Annotated in this window: 16 protein-coding genes; 9 read left to right on the forward strand and 7 right to left on the reverse strand. The window is 72.4% G+C overall.

Annotated features, from left to right (window positions below; all coding sequences use genetic code 11):
* Nucleotides 1-49: 49 nt before the first annotated feature.
* The 6 genes from ACULK2_RS04670 to ACULK2_RS04695 form a co-directional block, all read right to left on the reverse strand.
* On the reverse strand, nt 50-466 hold the full coding sequence (locus tag ACULK2_RS04670; RefSeq protein WP_445968731.1) for a hypothetical protein: 417 nt from the start codon (nt 464-466) through the stop codon (nt 50-52).
* 43 nt (nt 467-509) lie between these two features.
* A complete protein-coding gene (locus ACULK2_RS04675) occupies nt 510-827 on the reverse strand; it encodes a hypothetical protein (RefSeq protein ID WP_445968730.1) in 318 nt (105 codons plus the stop codon).
* 144 nt (nt 828-971) lie between these two features.
* On the reverse strand, nt 972-1994 hold the full coding sequence (locus tag ACULK2_RS04680) for a 1-aminocyclopropane-1-carboxylate deaminase (protein ID WP_445968729.1): 1023 nt from the start codon (nt 1992-1994) through the stop codon (nt 972-974).
* A gap of 9 nt (nt 1995-2003) precedes the next feature.
* Nucleotides 2004-2711, reverse strand: coding sequence for a GntR family transcriptional regulator (locus tag ACULK2_RS04685; protein WP_445968728.1), 708 nt, complete (start codon nt 2709-2711; stop codon nt 2004-2006).
* 49 nt (nt 2712-2760) lie between these two features.
* Nucleotides 2761-3486: a hemerythrin domain-containing protein gene (locus tag ACULK2_RS04690; RefSeq protein ID WP_445968727.1), complete on the reverse strand. Its 726-nt coding sequence runs from the start codon at nt 3484-3486 to the stop codon at nt 2761-2763.
* 117 nt (nt 3487-3603) lie between these two features.
* Nucleotides 3604-4089 carry a DUF3806 domain-containing protein gene (locus ACULK2_RS04695; protein WP_445968726.1) on the reverse strand — a complete coding sequence of 162 codons (486 nt, stop codon included), beginning with the start codon at nt 4087-4089 and terminating at the stop codon, nt 3604-3606.
* 119 nt (nt 4090-4208) lie between these two features.
* On the opposite strand from ACULK2_RS04695, the gene ACULK2_RS04700 reads away from it, so the two are divergent.
* The 7 genes from ACULK2_RS04700 to ACULK2_RS04730 all read left to right on the forward strand — a co-directional run bounded on the left by ACULK2_RS04700 (nt 4209) and on the right by ACULK2_RS04730 (nt 12657).
* Nucleotides 4209-4643 (forward strand): VOC family protein, encoded by a 435-nt coding sequence (locus ACULK2_RS04700; RefSeq protein ID WP_445968725.1) that lies wholly within the window; start codon nt 4209-4211, stop codon nt 4641-4643.
* A gap of 108 nt (nt 4644-4751) precedes the next feature.
* Nucleotides 4752-5231 carry a peptidase associated/transthyretin-like domain-containing protein gene (locus tag ACULK2_RS04705; RefSeq protein WP_445968724.1) on the forward strand — a complete coding sequence of 160 codons (480 nt, stop codon included), beginning with the start codon at nt 4752-4754 and terminating at the stop codon, nt 5229-5231.
* A 240-nt stretch (nt 5232-5471) separates the two neighbouring features.
* Entirely contained in the window at nt 5472-9002 is a 3531-nt protein-coding gene (locus ACULK2_RS04710; protein WP_445968723.1) for a metallophosphoesterase, read from the forward strand.
* A complete protein-coding gene (locus ACULK2_RS04715) occupies nt 8999-10201 on the forward strand; it encodes a HupE/UreJ family protein (protein WP_445968722.1) in 1203 nt (400 codons plus the stop codon). The genes ACULK2_RS04710 and ACULK2_RS04715 overlap by 4 nt, the downstream gene beginning before the upstream one ends.
* A gap of 92 nt (nt 10202-10293) precedes the next feature.
* Entirely contained in the window at nt 10294-10581 is a 288-nt protein-coding gene (locus ACULK2_RS04720; protein WP_445968721.1) for a hypothetical protein, read from the forward strand.
* A gap of 73 nt (nt 10582-10654) precedes the next feature.
* Nucleotides 10655-12199 carry an ATP-dependent DNA ligase gene (locus ACULK2_RS04725; protein WP_445968720.1) on the forward strand — a complete coding sequence of 515 codons (1545 nt, stop codon included), beginning with the start codon at nt 10655-10657 and terminating at the stop codon, nt 12197-12199.
* On the forward strand, nt 12196-12657 hold the full coding sequence (locus tag ACULK2_RS04730) for a VOC family protein (protein ID WP_445968719.1): 462 nt from the start codon (nt 12196-12198) through the stop codon (nt 12655-12657). The genes ACULK2_RS04725 and ACULK2_RS04730 overlap by 4 nt, the downstream gene beginning before the upstream one ends.
* A 12-nt stretch (nt 12658-12669) precedes the next feature.
* Here the strand turns inward: ACULK2_RS04730 and ACULK2_RS04735 are convergent, their stop codons facing one another.
* Complete coding sequence (locus ACULK2_RS04735; RefSeq protein WP_445968718.1) at nt 12670-13287, reverse strand: dihydrofolate reductase family protein; 618 nt, start codon at nt 13285-13287, stop codon at nt 12670-12672.
* A 120-nt stretch (nt 13288-13407) separates the two neighbouring features.
* Here ACULK2_RS04735 and ACULK2_RS04740 point away from each other — a divergent pair, with 120 nt between their 5' ends.
* The gene (locus ACULK2_RS04740; RefSeq protein ID WP_445968717.1) at nt 13408-14052 is read left to right on the forward strand and encodes a histidine phosphatase family protein; all 645 of its coding nucleotides are present in this window, start codon (nt 13408-13410) and stop codon (nt 14050-14052) included.
* Between the two features lie 102 nt (nt 14053-14154).
* Nucleotides 14155-14706 (forward strand): hypothetical protein, encoded by a 552-nt coding sequence (locus tag ACULK2_RS04745; RefSeq protein WP_445968716.1) that lies wholly within the window; start codon nt 14155-14157, stop codon nt 14704-14706.
* Nucleotides 14707-14750 lie beyond the last annotated feature (44 nt).

A 14750-nucleotide genomic window follows, 5' to 3' on the forward strand; every position in this document is an offset into this window, starting at 1 on the left:
GCGGCGACGCTGGACGCGGGCGCAACGCGCCGGGGGCGATGGCGCGAGGTCAGCGGGGGCCGCGGCCGGTCGACCAGCCGAGTATCGCCATCTTCAACGCGAGGAGGAACCCGCCGGCGGTCAGCGGCGTCACCTCGGGATCGGGGTCGACGAGCGACTCGCGCCACACGCGCTCGATCGGGTAGCCGATGCTCATGATCGCGCCGAGCCCCCCGAGCACGCGCGCCGCGACGACCGGCGGACGCCGGGAGAACAGCAGCGCGAGGCTCGCGACGGCCTGTGCGATGAGCATGACCGTCGGTGCTGACAGCTCAGTGCCCTCGAGCCAGTGCCGTCGTCGCACCTCCCCGGCCGGGCGCACGGGAAAGCCCGGAACATCGCCGGTGCGCCCCTCCGCGACGGCCTTCCGCAGTCCCGACAGCCCGAACACGAGCTGCACGAGTCCGATCGCCCCCACGAGTCGCATGGGCACATGCTCCCACCGCCGCTCTGCGGCGACAAGGCTCCGGTCAGGGAGTGATCTCGTCGACGAAGCCGAGCGCCTCGGCCGCGATGCCGCCCCACTCGGCGTCGCGCGCGAACGGGACCACCGCCCACTCGCGCATGGGCCGGCCGCGCATGACCATCGGCGCCAGCGCGAGCTCGGCGATGCGCTCCTCGGAGAGCTTCACGACGAGGTCGCCCCCGCGCTCGACGAACGCGAACAGCTTGCCGCGCACCGAGTACCCCTCGGAGCCGAACATCCTCCCGACCGACACGTCGGGCCGGTCGATCAGGTCGGCGGCCGCCTCGGCGAGACGCTCACGCCCGCGCGTGCGTGCATCCATGTGGCAGACCCTAGCGCCGGCCCGCGACATCCGCCCCCCACCCTCTGCCCGCCGCCCCGTGGTGCCGCGAGATGACGCGAATCGCTGCTCGCGGACGCGCGAGCAGCGATTCGCGTCATCTCACCTGGCCGGAGCGCCGGGCGCTCAGTGGTAGCGGCCGCTGTAGGCGTTGAGGGCGGGCTGGCCGCCGAGGTGGGCGTAGAGGACGTTCGAGTCCGTCGGGATCTCGCCGGACGACACGAGCGAGATGAGCCCCGCCATCGACTTGCCCTCGTAGACCGGGTCGAGGATGACGCCCTCGAGCGAGCCCGTGAGTCGCATCGCCTCGTCGGTCGACTCGACCGGGATGCCGTAGTACTCGCCGGCCCAGCCCTCGAGCACCGTGATCTCGTCGTCCCGCAGGTCGCGACCGAGCCCGATCGTCGAGGCCGTGTTCCGCGCGATGCGCGCCACCTGGTCGCGCGTCTCGTCGATCTTCGCCGACGCGTCGATGCCGATCACGCGGCGCGGGCGGCCGCCGAAGTTCTGCTCGAGGTCGGCGAAGCCGGCGATCATGCCCGCGTGCGTCGAGCCCGTGACCGAGCACACGACGATGGTGTCGAAGAAGACGCCGAGCTCGGCCTCCTGGGCGGCGACCTCGTGGGCCCAGTTCGCGAATCCGAGGCCCCCGAGCGGGTGGTCGGACGCGCCGGCGGGGATCGCGTAGGGCGTGCCGCCCGCAGCCTCGACGTCGGCGATCGCCTGCTTCCACGAGTCGCGGAAGCCGATGCTGAAGCCCGCCGGCGACAGCCGCACGTCGGCGCCCATGAGCCGCGAGAGCAGGATGTTCCCGACCCGGTCGTTCACCGAGTCCGGCCAGTCGACCCAGTGCTCCTGCACCAGCACGGCCTTCATGCCGAGGTGCGCGGCGACCGCGGCGACCTGACGGGTGTGGTTGGACTGCACGCCGCCGATCGAGACGAGGGTGTCGGCGCCCTTCGCGAGCGCGTCGGGCACGAGGTACTCGAGCTTCCGGGTCTTGTTGCCGCCGAACGCGAGGCCGGAGTTCACGTCCTCGCGCTTCATCCAGACGCGGGCGCCGCCGAGGTGGGCGCTCAGGCGATCGACCGGATGGATCGGACTCGGCCCGAAGGTCAGCCGGTGGCGGGGGAAGTCGGCGAGGGCCATGGTGCTCCTTCAGGGGGTGGGGGCGACGGATGCCGCGGGGTCGTCCTCGGCACTGCCGTCGTCGTCGAGGTGGAGCAACCGGCCGAGGGTCGACCAGTTGTCGAGGGTGGCGGCGGCGGCCTCGTCGGCGAGGCCGGCCGCGGAGAGTTCGACGATGCGGTCGTGGTCGGCGACCGATCCGCGACCGGCGAGCGATCGGAACCGGGCGCGTTCGAGACGGCGCAGGAGCGGGGTGACCTGCTCGAGCAGCCCCGGCAGGAGCGGGTTGGCGCTGGCTCGCACGGCGACGTCGTGGAACGCGTCGTCGGCGGCGATCGCCGCATCGACGTCGTCGAGGCGCAGTGCCTTCGCGAACGCGGCGTTCGCGTTGCTCATCGCCTCGAGGTCGGCGCTGGTGAGTTGCGGGACCGCCTCGCGGACCGCGAGCGCGTGCAGGGCCGCGGCGATGCGCTGGGCGGCGAGGGCGGTGCGCGTGTCGAGCGGTGCGACGACGGTCTGCTTCGCGCGCCGCGTCTGCACGAGGCCCGCGGCCTCGAGCCGCGCGATGGCCTCGCGGATGGGCGTCCGGCTCACGCCGAGCCATGCCTCGAGCTCGGGGTCGCGCAGCCGCTCGCCGGGCGCGAGCTCACCCGAGACGATCGCGTCGCGCAGGTGCGTGTACGCGTGGTCGCGCATCGACTTCGGGCGCTCGGCGGGGACGCGGGCGGGAAGTGGCATGCAATATATTGCACCGGATGCCGAGGCATCCGTCAAGCCGGGCGCCCGTCTACAGGGTCTGGGGAATCTCCCGACCCGGGAACAGCGTCGCGTACTGCCTGCGATACAGGCGCTTGCCGACGAGCCGGTACGCCAGGCGGATCGGCAGCGGGACGTCCATGATGAACTCCCTCTGGTCCTCGGGCGGGTTCGTCGCGAGGATCATGCCGAGGTACGCGAGCACCACCTTCTTCTCGAAGGCGTCGACGCCGTGGGTCGCGAGCATGCCCAGCTCCTCCGGCGTGAGCACCTTCTCGACCACGGGCGTGATCTCCGTCACCTCACGGCGCAGGTGCACCTTCAGCAGGGCCGAGAGGCCTTCGTACCCCTCGGCCAGCTGCTCGCCGAGTTCGGCGTCGGCGCTGTCGCGCCAGCGCTCGCGGATGGGTGCGACCTCGTCGAGCATCCGCTTGACCTCCTCGTGGTGCGCGAGCATCTGCGCGATGTGCAGCGCGCAGCCCGGTGCGCGCTCGCCGAGCTGCGGGTACATGTAGAGGTCCTCGCCCTCGTGATGCACGTGCAGGAGCTTGTCGAAGTTGCCGAGCACCTCGCCGACGTAGTGCGAGCGCTCGGTATCGCCCTCCGCCGCCGAGCGCACGAGGCCCGGTGCCTCGTCGTAGGCCCAGAGGAACACGCGGTGGATGCGGCGCATCGCCGGCGTCGCCCGGCAGAGGACCGGCCCGTCGGGAACGGGAGCGGCGGTCTCCCCGGCCTGCATGGTGAAGAAGTCGGACATCGGACCATCCCCCCAGATGATCGCGCTGCGTCGATGCGCGCTGCGCCGTCGAGCGCGACGATATCCGTCGCACGGTCGGCCGACAAGAGTGCCGGGCAGCCCCGTCCGGGGGGGTGCTCAGCGTCGCCGGGCACCGCCGTCGCGGTGCGCGAGCCGCCGGACGTGCGTGAGCCGCTCGGCGGTGTCGACGAGGAACGCACCCGACGCCTCCTCCGCGCGCCAGTGCTCGTCGACGATGCCGATCGGGTGCAGGAGCACCTGGCCGCGCGGCTGGTAGAGCGCGAGGTCGAGTCCGCCGTCGTGCTCGGCGAGGCGCCACGACAGGCCCGTGCGGCGCGCGACGTACTCGCCGAACGCCGTGCCGAGCGCGTTCACCTGGATGATCGGGTCGTCGCGCTCGGGTGGGTTGATGCGGCGCCACCCGGCCGACCAGCGCTCGTAGAGCGCGCGCAGCTGCTCGAGGTCGCCGGGGTCGGCGCCGGCGTCGGCCACGAGTGCGACGTGCGCGTCGATCCAGTCGCGCTCGGGCTCGCCGATCTCGACGAGCCGCGGCACGGGCGGCGCATCGTCGACGGGCGCCGTCCGGCGCGAGAAGAGGGCCACCGGACGATTCTCTCCCGAACCGGCGACGACGACGCACGACGGTGACGGATGTCGTCCGTCGGGCGTAGCGTGTGCGGCGTCCGCAGGGGTGCGGACATCACTCGAACCGAGGGGGAACCATGGCCAACCTGGTCGTGCACTTCGAGATCCACGCGACCGAGCCGCAGCGGCTCATCGACTTCTACGGCGACCTGTTCGGCTGGCGATTCACGCAGTTCGGCGACATGCCGTACTGGACGATCGACACCGGCGAGGGGGCGATCGGCAACGTCGACGAGCAGCCCGGTCTGGGCATCAACGGGGGACTGACGCAGCGCGACGGTCCGGCACCCGGGATCGGTGCGCCCGTGAACGGATGCAACCTCGTCATCGGCGTCGACGGCAGCATCGACGACACGATGCGACGCGCCGTCGAGCTCGGTGCGACCGAGACGATGCCAGCGGAGGACATGCAGGGCGTCGGCCGGGTCGGCTACCTCATCGACCCCGACGGCAACGGGTTCGGGCTCATCTCACCCGTGCTCTCCGACGGCACCAGCGCGATGACGGGCTGACGCTCGCCTCGGTCAGGTCATCGCCGGCGCACGGCGTCCGCATGGCGAGGCCACAGGGCCGTGCGCCAACGTGGTCGCGAACACCGGCCACGAGACGAGGAGACCGCGATGGAGCACGAGGCGAGCCCGACGACCGAGGCGACGACGGCCGATCCTCGCGATGACCGGAAGCTCGCCGATCCCGGCGATCGCGACGGCGGGTACTCGCTCTACAGTCCGGGACTCGACGACGTGAACTACCTGCGCGGCGTGCAGGCGACCGACGACTCCGGCACGGTGCAGTTCACCTCGATCTCTCCGGCGTGCTACACCGGCCGCTGGCCGCACATCCACTTCGAGGTGTACTCCGACGTCGCGAACGCCGTGGCCTCGGGCCCGATCGTGAAGACATCGCAGATCGCCCTCCCCGAGGAGGTCAACGCGCTCGTCTACGCGACCTCCGGGTACGAGCAGAGCGTGCGGAACGCTTCGCAGGTGAGCCTCGCGAGCGACAACGTCTTCGGCGACGACGGCGGCATCCACCAGATCGCGTCGATGTCGGGCTCGGTCTCGTCCGGCTACAGCGCCGCGCTCACGATCGGCGTCTGAGCCGGGCGGAGCGGCCGGGATCCGCCGACCCGACCGCGTCGCACGCGCCCGGGAAGCGTTCGCCGCTCCGACTCCGACGCGTCGCCGACTGCACGTCGCCCGTTCACCCGTACTGGCCACCGTGGCATCCGGAGATGCCCGCGCCCTCGCGCGCGGGGACCGGAACGACACCACGGAGGGTGCCAGGGAATGCGGACGACACGCAGTCGTGCAAGCGGGCGGATGTCAGGGGTGATCGCGATGGCGGTCACCGGAATCGTGGGGGCAGGACTGGCGATCGCGCCGGCGATCCCGGCGACGGCGGCGCCGGTGGGCGGAGCGCCCACGGTGAAGCCGACGCCGGTGGAGGTCGCGGCGCCGACGCTCACGCCGGAGAGCGGCGCCCACCTCGACGGCACGGTCGCGATCGCCGCGACGCCCGTCACCGCCGGGGACAGCGTCACCGGCCTCACGATCGACGGCGAGGAAACGGCGTCGACGGAGACCGTCGGCGTCTCGACGCTGAGCTTCGAGGTCGGGTCGAACTCGATCGAGGCGCGCTACGGCAACCACGTGCTCGTCAACGGCGACTTCCGCGTCGACCTCGCCGACGCCGTCAACGAGCGCGTCGAGCTCGAGATCCCGAACGAGGAGCTCGTCCAGGGCGAGAACTCGATCCGCTTCGTCACGGGCACGATCGAGACGAGCTGCGGCACCAACCACGACGACTTCGTCGTCTCGAACGTCGGTCTCGAGCTGCTCGGCGAGGTCGCCGACGGCGAGGAGAACGAGTACACGTTCGACTTCGGCGACGGGAACTGCGGCTCGAGCACCAAGCTGCTCGACGCCGACCTGAGCTTCTTCGTGCTCGGCGACCCGCAGGGCACGACCGGCCTGGCCGCCGAGCTCGACACGACGGCACTCGAGAACGGCGCGCACACCCTCGTCGCGACGACGGAGGCCGGCGGCACCGCGACGAGCGAGGTCTCGGTGAACAACGCCCCGGCGGGCGCGCCGCATGTCACGCCGACCGACGGGGTCATCGTCAACGGGGTCCGGCAGGTCTTCGCCACCCGGCCGGCCGACGGCGTCGGCGGGGTCGCCGACCTCGAGCTCGACGGCGCGGGCATCGGCGCCGAGCCCGTGCTCGGCTCGGGCGACGCGGTGCTGAGCTTCGACGTCGCCTCGAACTCCATCGAGGCGCGTTACCACAGCTACGTCGTGGTCAACGGACTGACGTACGACATCGGCGGCGACTACGCCAGCGAGCGCGTGCACGTCGTCTTCCCGAACGAGTGGCTCCGCCCGGGATCGAACTCGATCCGGCTCGTCTCGGGCACGTACGAGACCTCGTGCGGTGCGAACCGCGACGACTACGTGATCTCGTCGGTCGCCCTGGCGCCCGCCGCGGGCACCGCGGCCGGCGTCGGCCTCGCGGGCACCTACCGCATGGGCGACGGCAGCTGCGGCACGAACGCCACGCTCCTCCGCGACGCGACCTTCACGTTCGACGTCGACGCCGAGGCCCGCGGCCTTCGCAGCGACCTCGACACCGCGACCGTCGCCGACGGCGAGCACGTGATCGCCGCGACCGCGACGACGGGCGAGGTCGCCACGCGTCGCATCGTCACGGACAACACCGGCCCGGCGATCGCCTCGAGCGTCCCCGAGGCCGGATCGACGATCACGCAGGCCGTCGCGCTCGACGTCCAGCTCGCGGATGCCTCGGGCGTCCTCGACGGTCCCGAGGTCGCGCTCGACGGCGCGGCGGTCGGCCTCGCCGACCCGATCGGCCCCGGACTCCCGGCCGGCGAGCACGTGCTCACCGTCACCGCGACCGACGGACTCGGCAACGAGGCGACGCACGAGATCGCGTTCACCTCGGCCGGCATCCCCGACGTGCCCGCCGACCTCGAGCCCGCCTCCGGCACGGCCGACGTGACCGGACCGGTCACGCTCTCCGCGACGGTCGGCGAGCCGGGCGACGGCGACGTCACCGCGACGTTCTCGCAGGCCGAGATCCTCACCCCCAACCAGGTCCGGCAGGGCACCTCGTCGGGCATCCCGACGACCCTGCAGGTCGAGGGCGAGCAGAAGGCGGATGCCGCGGCACTCGTGCCCGGCGACGGAGCGACGCTCGACAGCGACGCCGGCCGCGACGTGGCCTACCAGCGCTTCGACGTCATGGTGAAGGGGCAGGTCCAGGATCCGGTCATCCGCTGGACGGGCACGATCGACCCCGACCGCGTCGCGACCCTGCGCGCCTGGAACCTCGAGACGAACGCGTGGGACGCGCTCGCCGGCGCCCGCGGTGCCGCCGAGGGCGACACCGTGCTCACCGCGACGGTCGACGCGCGCTACATCGACGGACAGCAGGTCCACGTGATGGTCACCGGCGAGGACCCCTTCGCCGACGATCTCGAGGGCGGCGACCCGAACGCGTTCACCGACCCCGCCGCCGTCGACTTCTCGATCGCGCACTTCACCGACACGCAGTACCTCTCCGAGGGCGCCGTCGAGCAGGAGACCGCCGAGGAGCGCGCGATCTGGGAGTCCGCGTACGCGGGGGTCGTCGACTGGATCGCCGGGAACGCCGAGGAGCGGAGGATCTCGTACGTCGCGCACACGGGCGACCTCATCGAGAACAACATCCGCGCGCCGCAGACCGACGAGATGCGGCAGCAGATCGTCGGCGAGTGGAAGGTCTCCCAGCGGCAGCACGACGTGCTCGACGCTGCGGGCATCCCGAGCGGCGTCGTCGCCGGCAACCACGACAACCAGTCCGGAACCGAGGACGGCCCCGATGCGATCTTCAACGACTACTTCGGGCCCGAGAACTCGGAATCCGCGGCGGCGTCGTGGACCCAGGCGGCGTACGGCGGGCCGTGGCGCGAGGGCGACAACCAGAACCACTACGACCTGTTCTCGGCCGGCGGCCTGGACTTCGTCGTGGTCGGGCTCTCGTACGGCGTGACGCGCGAGGAGGCGGAGTGGGCGAACGGCGTGTTCGAGCAGTTCGGCGACCGCAACGGCATCCTGCTCACGCACGACTACCTCGCGCCGAGCACCGAGCCAGACGGCCGTGACGCGCCGTTCTCCGCCCCCGACGGCTCGATGCTCTACAACACGGTCGTGACGCAGAACCCGAACGTCTTCCTGATCCTCGCCGGGCACGAGCACGGCGTCGGGACGAACGTGAAGCCGAAGGTGGGCGAGATCGACCACGGCGTCGTCGAACTGCTCGCGGACTACCAGTTCTACACGGTGTCCGCCGACCGGCTCGGCCTCACCGAGATCGGCGGCTACCGGCCCGACGACCAGCTGCGCTTCGGCGCGAGCTTCCTCCGGCTGCTCTCCTTCGACGTCGACCGCAGCGTCATGCACGTCGACACGTACTCGCCGCTGCTCGACGAGTTCGGCGCGACCGAGTACGACGACCGTCACCGCTACGACGGCACCGAGGACGAGATGGTGCTGCCGGTCGACCTGACCAGCCGCGTCACGACGCTCCGCACCGACTCGCTCGCGGTCTTCGTGCCGTCGGCGGTCGTCGGCGAGGCGACCGTGCCCTCGGGCGAGGTCGCATCGGTCGAGTGGACGCGCCTCAAGGCCGACACCGCGTATGCCTGGATCGTCACCGCGACCTCGGCGGGCGGCGGCACGTCGACCTCCGAGCCGAGCGTCTTCGTGACGACGGATGCCGCGGGGCGGCGGGGAACCTGGAACGAGAACTCGCCGTGGTTCCCGTTCCTCGGGGCGACCGCCGAGTCGGGTGAGGGCTCGACCCGGTGATCCCAGCCGCTCCATCCCGCCGCCGCGGTCCGGTTCGCCGGGTCGCGGCGGCGGCCGTCCCGGCGCTCACGGCCCGGATCGTCGGCGCCCTCGGCGTCGTGCTCGTCGCCGTCGGCGCGATCCTGCTCGCATGGCCCGCGGCCGCGCACGACGAGACGACGTCGGCCCACGCCGAAGTCGTGCGCGACGGCGACCGCATCACCGCCGAACTCGAGCTCGAGTACGACCTCCTCATGAAGTCGGCGTGGGCGTACGCCGAGGCCTACGAGGCGACCGATTCCGACGAACAGGTGCGCCAGCTCGCCGCGTACGCGGACTCGGTCGACGACTACGTCGGCGCACGATTCGTGGTCGAGGCCGACGGAGCGCGCTGCGTCGCGGAACCCGTGGGCGCCGGAGGCATCCGGGATCGCAGCGATCGCGCCTTCGCGGTCGTGACCTACGCGTACGACTGCGGCGGGAACGAGGCGGGCACGCTCGCCGTGTCGAGCGCGCTGTTCCCCGACGAGGAGGGCTTCGTGCACTCCACGCGGACCATGCTCTCGTGGGACCTCGACGGCGCGGCCGGCAGCGCCGTGCTCGAGGCGGCGGAGCCGACCGTCGAACTCGACGGGACCGCGCCGCACGTCGGCGAGTTCCTCGTCCTCGGCGCCGAGCACCTGCTCTTCGGCCTCGACCACGTGCTGTTCCTCGTGGCGCTGCTGCTCGGCGCCCGGTCGCTGCGCAGCCTCGTCCTCACCGCGACGACCTTCACGGTCGCGCACAGCGTGACGTTCCTCCTCGCGGCATCCGGTGTCGTCGGTGTGCCGACCGAGGTCGTCGAACCCGTCATCGCGTTCTCGATCGCGGTCGCCGCCGTCGCCGCGATCGTGTCGGACCGGCGCGGCGAGCTGCCCGGCCGATGGCGGATGCCGGTCGTGTTCGCGTTCGGCCTCCTGCACGGGCTCGGGTTCGCGAGTGCGCTCGGGGTCGACGAGGCCTGGTCGTGGGGGCTGCTCTGGGCGCTCATCGCGTTCAACGTGGGGATCGAGGTCGCGCAGCTCGCCATCATCGCGGTCGCCTTCCCGCTGCTCGTCCTGCTCCGGCGCACGTGGGCGGGGCGGCCGGCGACCATCGTCGCGGGCTTCGCGGTCGCCGCCGTCGGGTTGTTCTGGTTCGCGGAGCGCGTCACCGCTGGGATCTCCGGCGTGATGGTCTGACCTGCCCGGGCGCGCGGGCGGCAATCCGATCGGGCGCGGGCGACGAACCCCCTCCGGCGGCTGACCCGACCGCCTCGATCAGGAGGTACATCATGCGCACTCGATCGCTCGCGGCCGCGGCCGCTGTCATCGGCGTCACGGCGTCGCTCGCGCTCGCCACGCCCGCGGTCGCCGCGGATCACGCCGACGGCGACAACTGCTGGGGCGTCGTCTCGGCACAGGCTGCCAGATCCGACGGCGGGCTCGGAACCCACTCGAGCTCGTTCGACGAACCCCGGCTCGGCCTCGGCAACGTCGCGCGGCTCTTCGGGGTCGACGGCCTCGGCGGCCTCGGCTCACTGCTCGCTTCGCTCGACGGAAACGACGCGACCACCTGCTGAGCCGATCTCGACGGGGTCACGCCGCTCCTCGGACCGCCCGCCGCATGTCGGCGGGCGGTGCGAGGATGATCTGGTGCTGCTCGACGAGGTCGTGACGACGGTCGAGCGGGTCGCGTCCACGCGGTCGCGGCTCGCGAAGGTCGACGCGCTCGCCGGCCTGCTCGCGGGGCTCGCGCCCGACGAGATCGTGCCCGCCGTCGGCATGCTGACCGCGAGGCCCCGGCAGGGCCGCGTCGGCGTCGGGTGGCGCACGCTGCAGGGCGGCATGGGCGAGGCGGCGGATGCGGCCACGCTCACGATCCTCGACGTCGACGACGTGCTCGAGCGCCTCGCCGGCGCGGTCGGATCGGGGTCGAACGCCGAGCGGGCGCGCGTGCTCGCCGACCTGGGAGCGCGAGCGACCGATCGCGAGCAGGACTTCGTCTCGCGCGTGATCCTCGGCGAGCTCCGCACGGGTGCGCTCGAGGGGGTGCTCACCGACGCGATCGCGCGAGCCGCCGAGCGACCGGGCGACGTCGTCCGCCGCGCCGCGATGCTGTCCGGCGACCTCGGCGAGACGGCGCGCATCGCCCTCACGGGAGCGCCCGGAGATCTCGAGGCCGTCGGGCTCCGGGTCGGGCGGCCGGTGCTGCCCATGCTCGCCGGCACGGCGCCGAGCGCGGCCGCCGCGATCGAACAGGTGGGCGAGGCATCCGTCGAGTTCAAGCTCGACGGGGCGCGCATCCAGGTGCACCGGTCGGGTGGCGACGTGCGCGTCTTCACGCGCAACCTCGCCGACATCACGCACCGCGTGCCCGAGGTGGTCGAGGTCGTGCGCGGGTTCCCGGCGAGCGAGCTCATCCTCGACGGCGAGACGCTCGCGCTCGACGAGGGCGGCGCGCCGAGGCCGTTCCAGGACACGATGTCGCGGTTCGGCGCCGAGGCCGCACGCGAGGTGCTGCTGCATCCGTGGTTCTTCGACGTGCTCCACGTCGACGGGCGCGACCTCATCGACGAGCCGCTCACGACGCGCCTCGGCGAGCTCGAACGCGTCGCGGGGGAGCACCGCATCCCCGGCGAGGTGACGGCGGATGCGGAGACCGCCGAGCGCGTCGCCCGCGAGGCGCTCGCCGCGGGCCACGAGGGCGTCGTCGTGAAGGGCGTCGGTTCGCCGTACGCGGCCGGCCGGCGCGGTGCGAGCTGGATCAAGGTCAAGCCCGTGCTGACCTACGACCTCGTCGTGCTCGCCGCGGAATGGGGCTCGGGTCGACGCACCGGCTGGCTGTCGAACCTGCACCTCGGCGCGCGCGACCCCGAGGGCGAGTTCGGCGAGCCCGGCGGGTTCGTCATGGTCGGCAAGACCTTCAAGGGGCTCACCGACGAGCTGCTGCGGTTCCAGACCGAGCGGTTCCCCGAGATCGAGACGCGGCGCACGGCGAACACGGTCTTCGTCTCGCCGATCACCGTGGTCGAGATCGCGATCGACGGCGTGCAGCGCTCGAGCCGGTACCCGGGCGGCATCGCGCTGCGGTTCGCGCGGGTGAAGGGCTACCGGCCCGACAAGGAACCGGGCGAGGCCGACACGATCCAGGCGCTGCGGGCGCTGCTCCGCGGCGGCGACGAAGGGGGAACGGCATGACGGATGGCGCCGGGGGATCGGCCGCCGACGGCGCGGGCACCGAGGGCGCAGGCGCGGGCTCCGGCGGGCGTGTGCGGCAGCTGCGGCTGGTGGTGGAGGCCGAGGACTTCGAGGTGGCGCTCGCGTTCTACCGCGACGTGCTCGGCATGCCCGAGCAGGAGTCGTACAGCGGTGACGGCGGCGCCGAGGTGCGGATCCTCGACGCCGGCCGCGCGACACTGGAACTGTCCAATCCGGCGCAGGTGCGCTTCATCGACCGGGTCGAGACCGACGGCCGCCGGAGCGACCGTATCCGCGTGGCGTTCGAGGTCGACGACACGGCGGCCGTGACCGACGAGCTCGTCGACGCCGGCGCCGAGCTCGAGGCATCCGCTCGCCAGACGCCGTGGCGCTCGGTCAACGCCCGCGTGCGCGGGCCGGCCGGGCTGCAGCTCACCATCTTCCAGGAACTCGACTGAAGCGCGCGGCGGTCAGCGCCCCTCGGGGTCCATGTCGATGCCGGTGACCGGGGTGCCCGCGCGCTCGTAGACGAGCGCGACCGCGCCTTTCGGGAACGCGATCGGCGGCTCGGCGAGCGTGAACGCCGCCGGCACCGTGCCCTCGTCGAAGAGCCGCTTCCCGCTGCCGAACGCGATCGGGTAGAGGTACAGGTTGAGCCGGTCGACGAGGTCCGCGGCGAGCAGGCTGCGCGCGAGCGCGCCGCTGCCGACCACGTGGATCTCTCGGAACCGCTCCTTGATCGCAGGGACCTCCGCCGCGACGTCCGTCACGACCGTCGTGCCGGCCCAGCCGGGATCGGTCAGGGTGTTCGAGGCGACGAACTTCGGCACCGCGTCGAACTTCGCGCCGACCTGGGTGTCGGTGTGCCTCGGCCAGTAGTCGGCGAAGATGTCGTAGGTGCGCCGGCCCAGCATGAGCGCGTCGAGCCGGTCGATGCCCGCGCCGATCACCTGGCCCGTCTGCTCGTCGAGGTAGGGCGCCTGCCACCCCCCGAACTCGAAGCTCCCCGAGGGATCCTCCTCGGGGCCTCCCGGTGCCTGGTAGACCCCGTCGAGGGTGATGAACAGGTCGACGGCCAGGATGCCCATGATCGCTCCCTTCCCGGCGCCACGGTAGTCCGACCCGCGTCGTGCGTCGAGGGGTCGCATCCCGCGCCGCAGCGCACGCACGCGGCATGCGCTCAGGAGGCTCCGCCTAGGCTGGAATGCATGCAGATCGCCCTCGTCCGCCATGGCCAGACCGACTGGAACCTCCGGGGCGTGATGCAGGGGCGGACCGACATCCCGCTGAACGCGACGGGTCGCGAGCAGGCCCGGGCGGCCGCGGAGTCGCTCGACCGGGACGAGTGGGACGTCGTGGTCAGTTCCACGCTCGGCCGAGCGCGCGAGACCGCGGCGATCCTCGGCGAGCAGCTCGGGCTGCCCGTCGTCGGCGAGTACGACGACCTCGTCGAGCAGGACTTCGGAGTCGCCGAGGGGACCCCGGTCGACCAGATCGACGAGCGCTGGCCCGGTCGCGCGTTCCCCGGCAAGGAGCCGGACTACGAGGTCGGACCGCGCGGGGTCCGCGCCCTGGAGCGCATCGCGGTGGATCATCCCGGCGCCCGCGTGCTCGCCGTCGCGCACGGCACGCTGATCCGCCACGTGCTCGGCGAGTTGTCCGGCCATCAGGCGCGCACCTACCCGAAGCTCGACAACCTGTCGGTGTCGAACCTGCACCGAGCGGACGCCGCGTGGCGGGTGCTCACCGTCGGAGGCACGCACTTCGACGAGGTGCTGCCGTGGCTGCTGCCGCTCGTCACGGTCGATGAGGACGAGGCGTCGCACGACCTGGGCGCCCTCCGCTCTGCCTGAACGCCACGATTCCGCCCGCCCGTGTTGCGATCTCGGAACGATCGTGCGACGGGCCGATGACGCCCCTCCCGAAGGCGTCCGCGCCGGGCGTATGATCCGGAAATGGAGGCCCCGGGAAGCACCACCCTGGTCGTCGTGGGCGAGGAGGCGACCGCCGCGATCGGATCCCTCGCCGGGCTCGCGAATGTCGAGAGCGCGACGTTCGCCGAGATGACGGATGCCACCGATGCCGAGGTCGTGACCTGGTCGTCGACCTCGCACGCGCCGTTCGTCGTCCACGATCGCGATCCGCTCGGCCACGTGGCATCCGCCTGGGTCGAGTTCTACGACGAGCGGGCGACGCTCGGGGTCCTGCAGCTCGAGATCGACCAGGTGATCGACGCGGTCGCCCGGCACGAGTTGCGGGTGCCCGACTACTACGTCGTGCTCGAGCCGGAATCGCTGCGCGGCACGTGGATGCACTGGTGGCTCGGCGTGGTCGCCGCGGCATCCCCGAACCGAGTGCTGCCGTGGGAACCGGGCGACGCACCCCTCGCGGGGCTCATCCGGCGGCTGCCGACGGCGCGCGCGTGGCCCGAGGTGCGCGAGTGGCTGCCGGGCGTGGTGACGGCCGTGCCCGATCGGTGCGGGCCCGGCCTTCCCGGGGCGGCCTGAGCGGCGTCGGCGCCGCAGCGGCGACCGAAGCGATGTCCGGCGCG

The sequence above is a fragment of the Agromyces molybdatiresistens genome (genome assembly GCF_052748445.2).

Excerpts from the sequence above, each read along its gene's own strand:
- ACULK2_RS04710 (WP_445968723.1), top strand. The coding sequence starts at position 5,472 with ATGGCGGTCACCGGAATCGTGGGGGCAGGACTGGCGATCGCGCCGGCG.
- ACULK2_RS04675 (WP_445968730.1), bottom strand. The coding sequence starts at position 827 with ATGGATGCACGCACGCGCGGGCGTGAGCGTCTCGCCGAGGCGGCCGCC.
- ACULK2_RS04745 (WP_445968716.1), top strand. The coding sequence starts at position 14,155 with ATGGAGGCCCCGGGAAGCACCACCCTGGTCGTCGTGGGCGAGGAGGCG.
- ACULK2_RS04685 (WP_445968728.1), bottom strand. The coding sequence starts at position 2,711 with ATGCCACTTCCCGCCCGCGTCCCCGCCGAGCGCCCGAAGTCGATGCGC.
- ACULK2_RS04690 (WP_445968727.1), bottom strand. The coding sequence starts at position 3,486 with ATGTCCGACTTCTTCACCATGCAGGCCGGGGAGACCGCCGCTCCCGTT.
- ACULK2_RS04700 (WP_445968725.1), top strand. The coding sequence starts at position 4,209 with ATGGCCAACCTGGTCGTGCACTTCGAGATCCACGCGACCGAGCCGCAG.
- ACULK2_RS04705 (WP_445968724.1), top strand. The coding sequence starts at position 4,752 with ATGGAGCACGAGGCGAGCCCGACGACCGAGGCGACGACGGCCGATCCT.
- ACULK2_RS04730 (WP_445968719.1), top strand. The coding sequence starts at position 12,196 with ATGACGGATGGCGCCGGGGGATCGGCCGCCGACGGCGCGGGCACCGAG.
- ACULK2_RS04735 (WP_445968718.1), bottom strand. The coding sequence starts at position 13,287 with ATGGGCATCCTGGCCGTCGACCTGTTCATCACCCTCGACGGGGTCTAC.
- ACULK2_RS04680 (WP_445968729.1), bottom strand. The coding sequence starts at position 1,994 with ATGGCCCTCGCCGACTTCCCCCGCCACCGGCTGACCTTCGGGCCGAGT.
- ACULK2_RS04740 (WP_445968717.1), top strand. The coding sequence starts at position 13,408 with ATGCAGATCGCCCTCGTCCGCCATGGCCAGACCGACTGGAACCTCCGG.
- ACULK2_RS04670 (WP_445968731.1), bottom strand. The coding sequence starts at position 466 with ATGCGACTCGTGGGGGCGATCGGACTCGTGCAGCTCGTGTTCGGGCTG.
- ACULK2_RS04720 (WP_445968721.1), top strand. The coding sequence starts at position 10,294 with ATGCGCACTCGATCGCTCGCGGCCGCGGCCGCTGTCATCGGCGTCACG.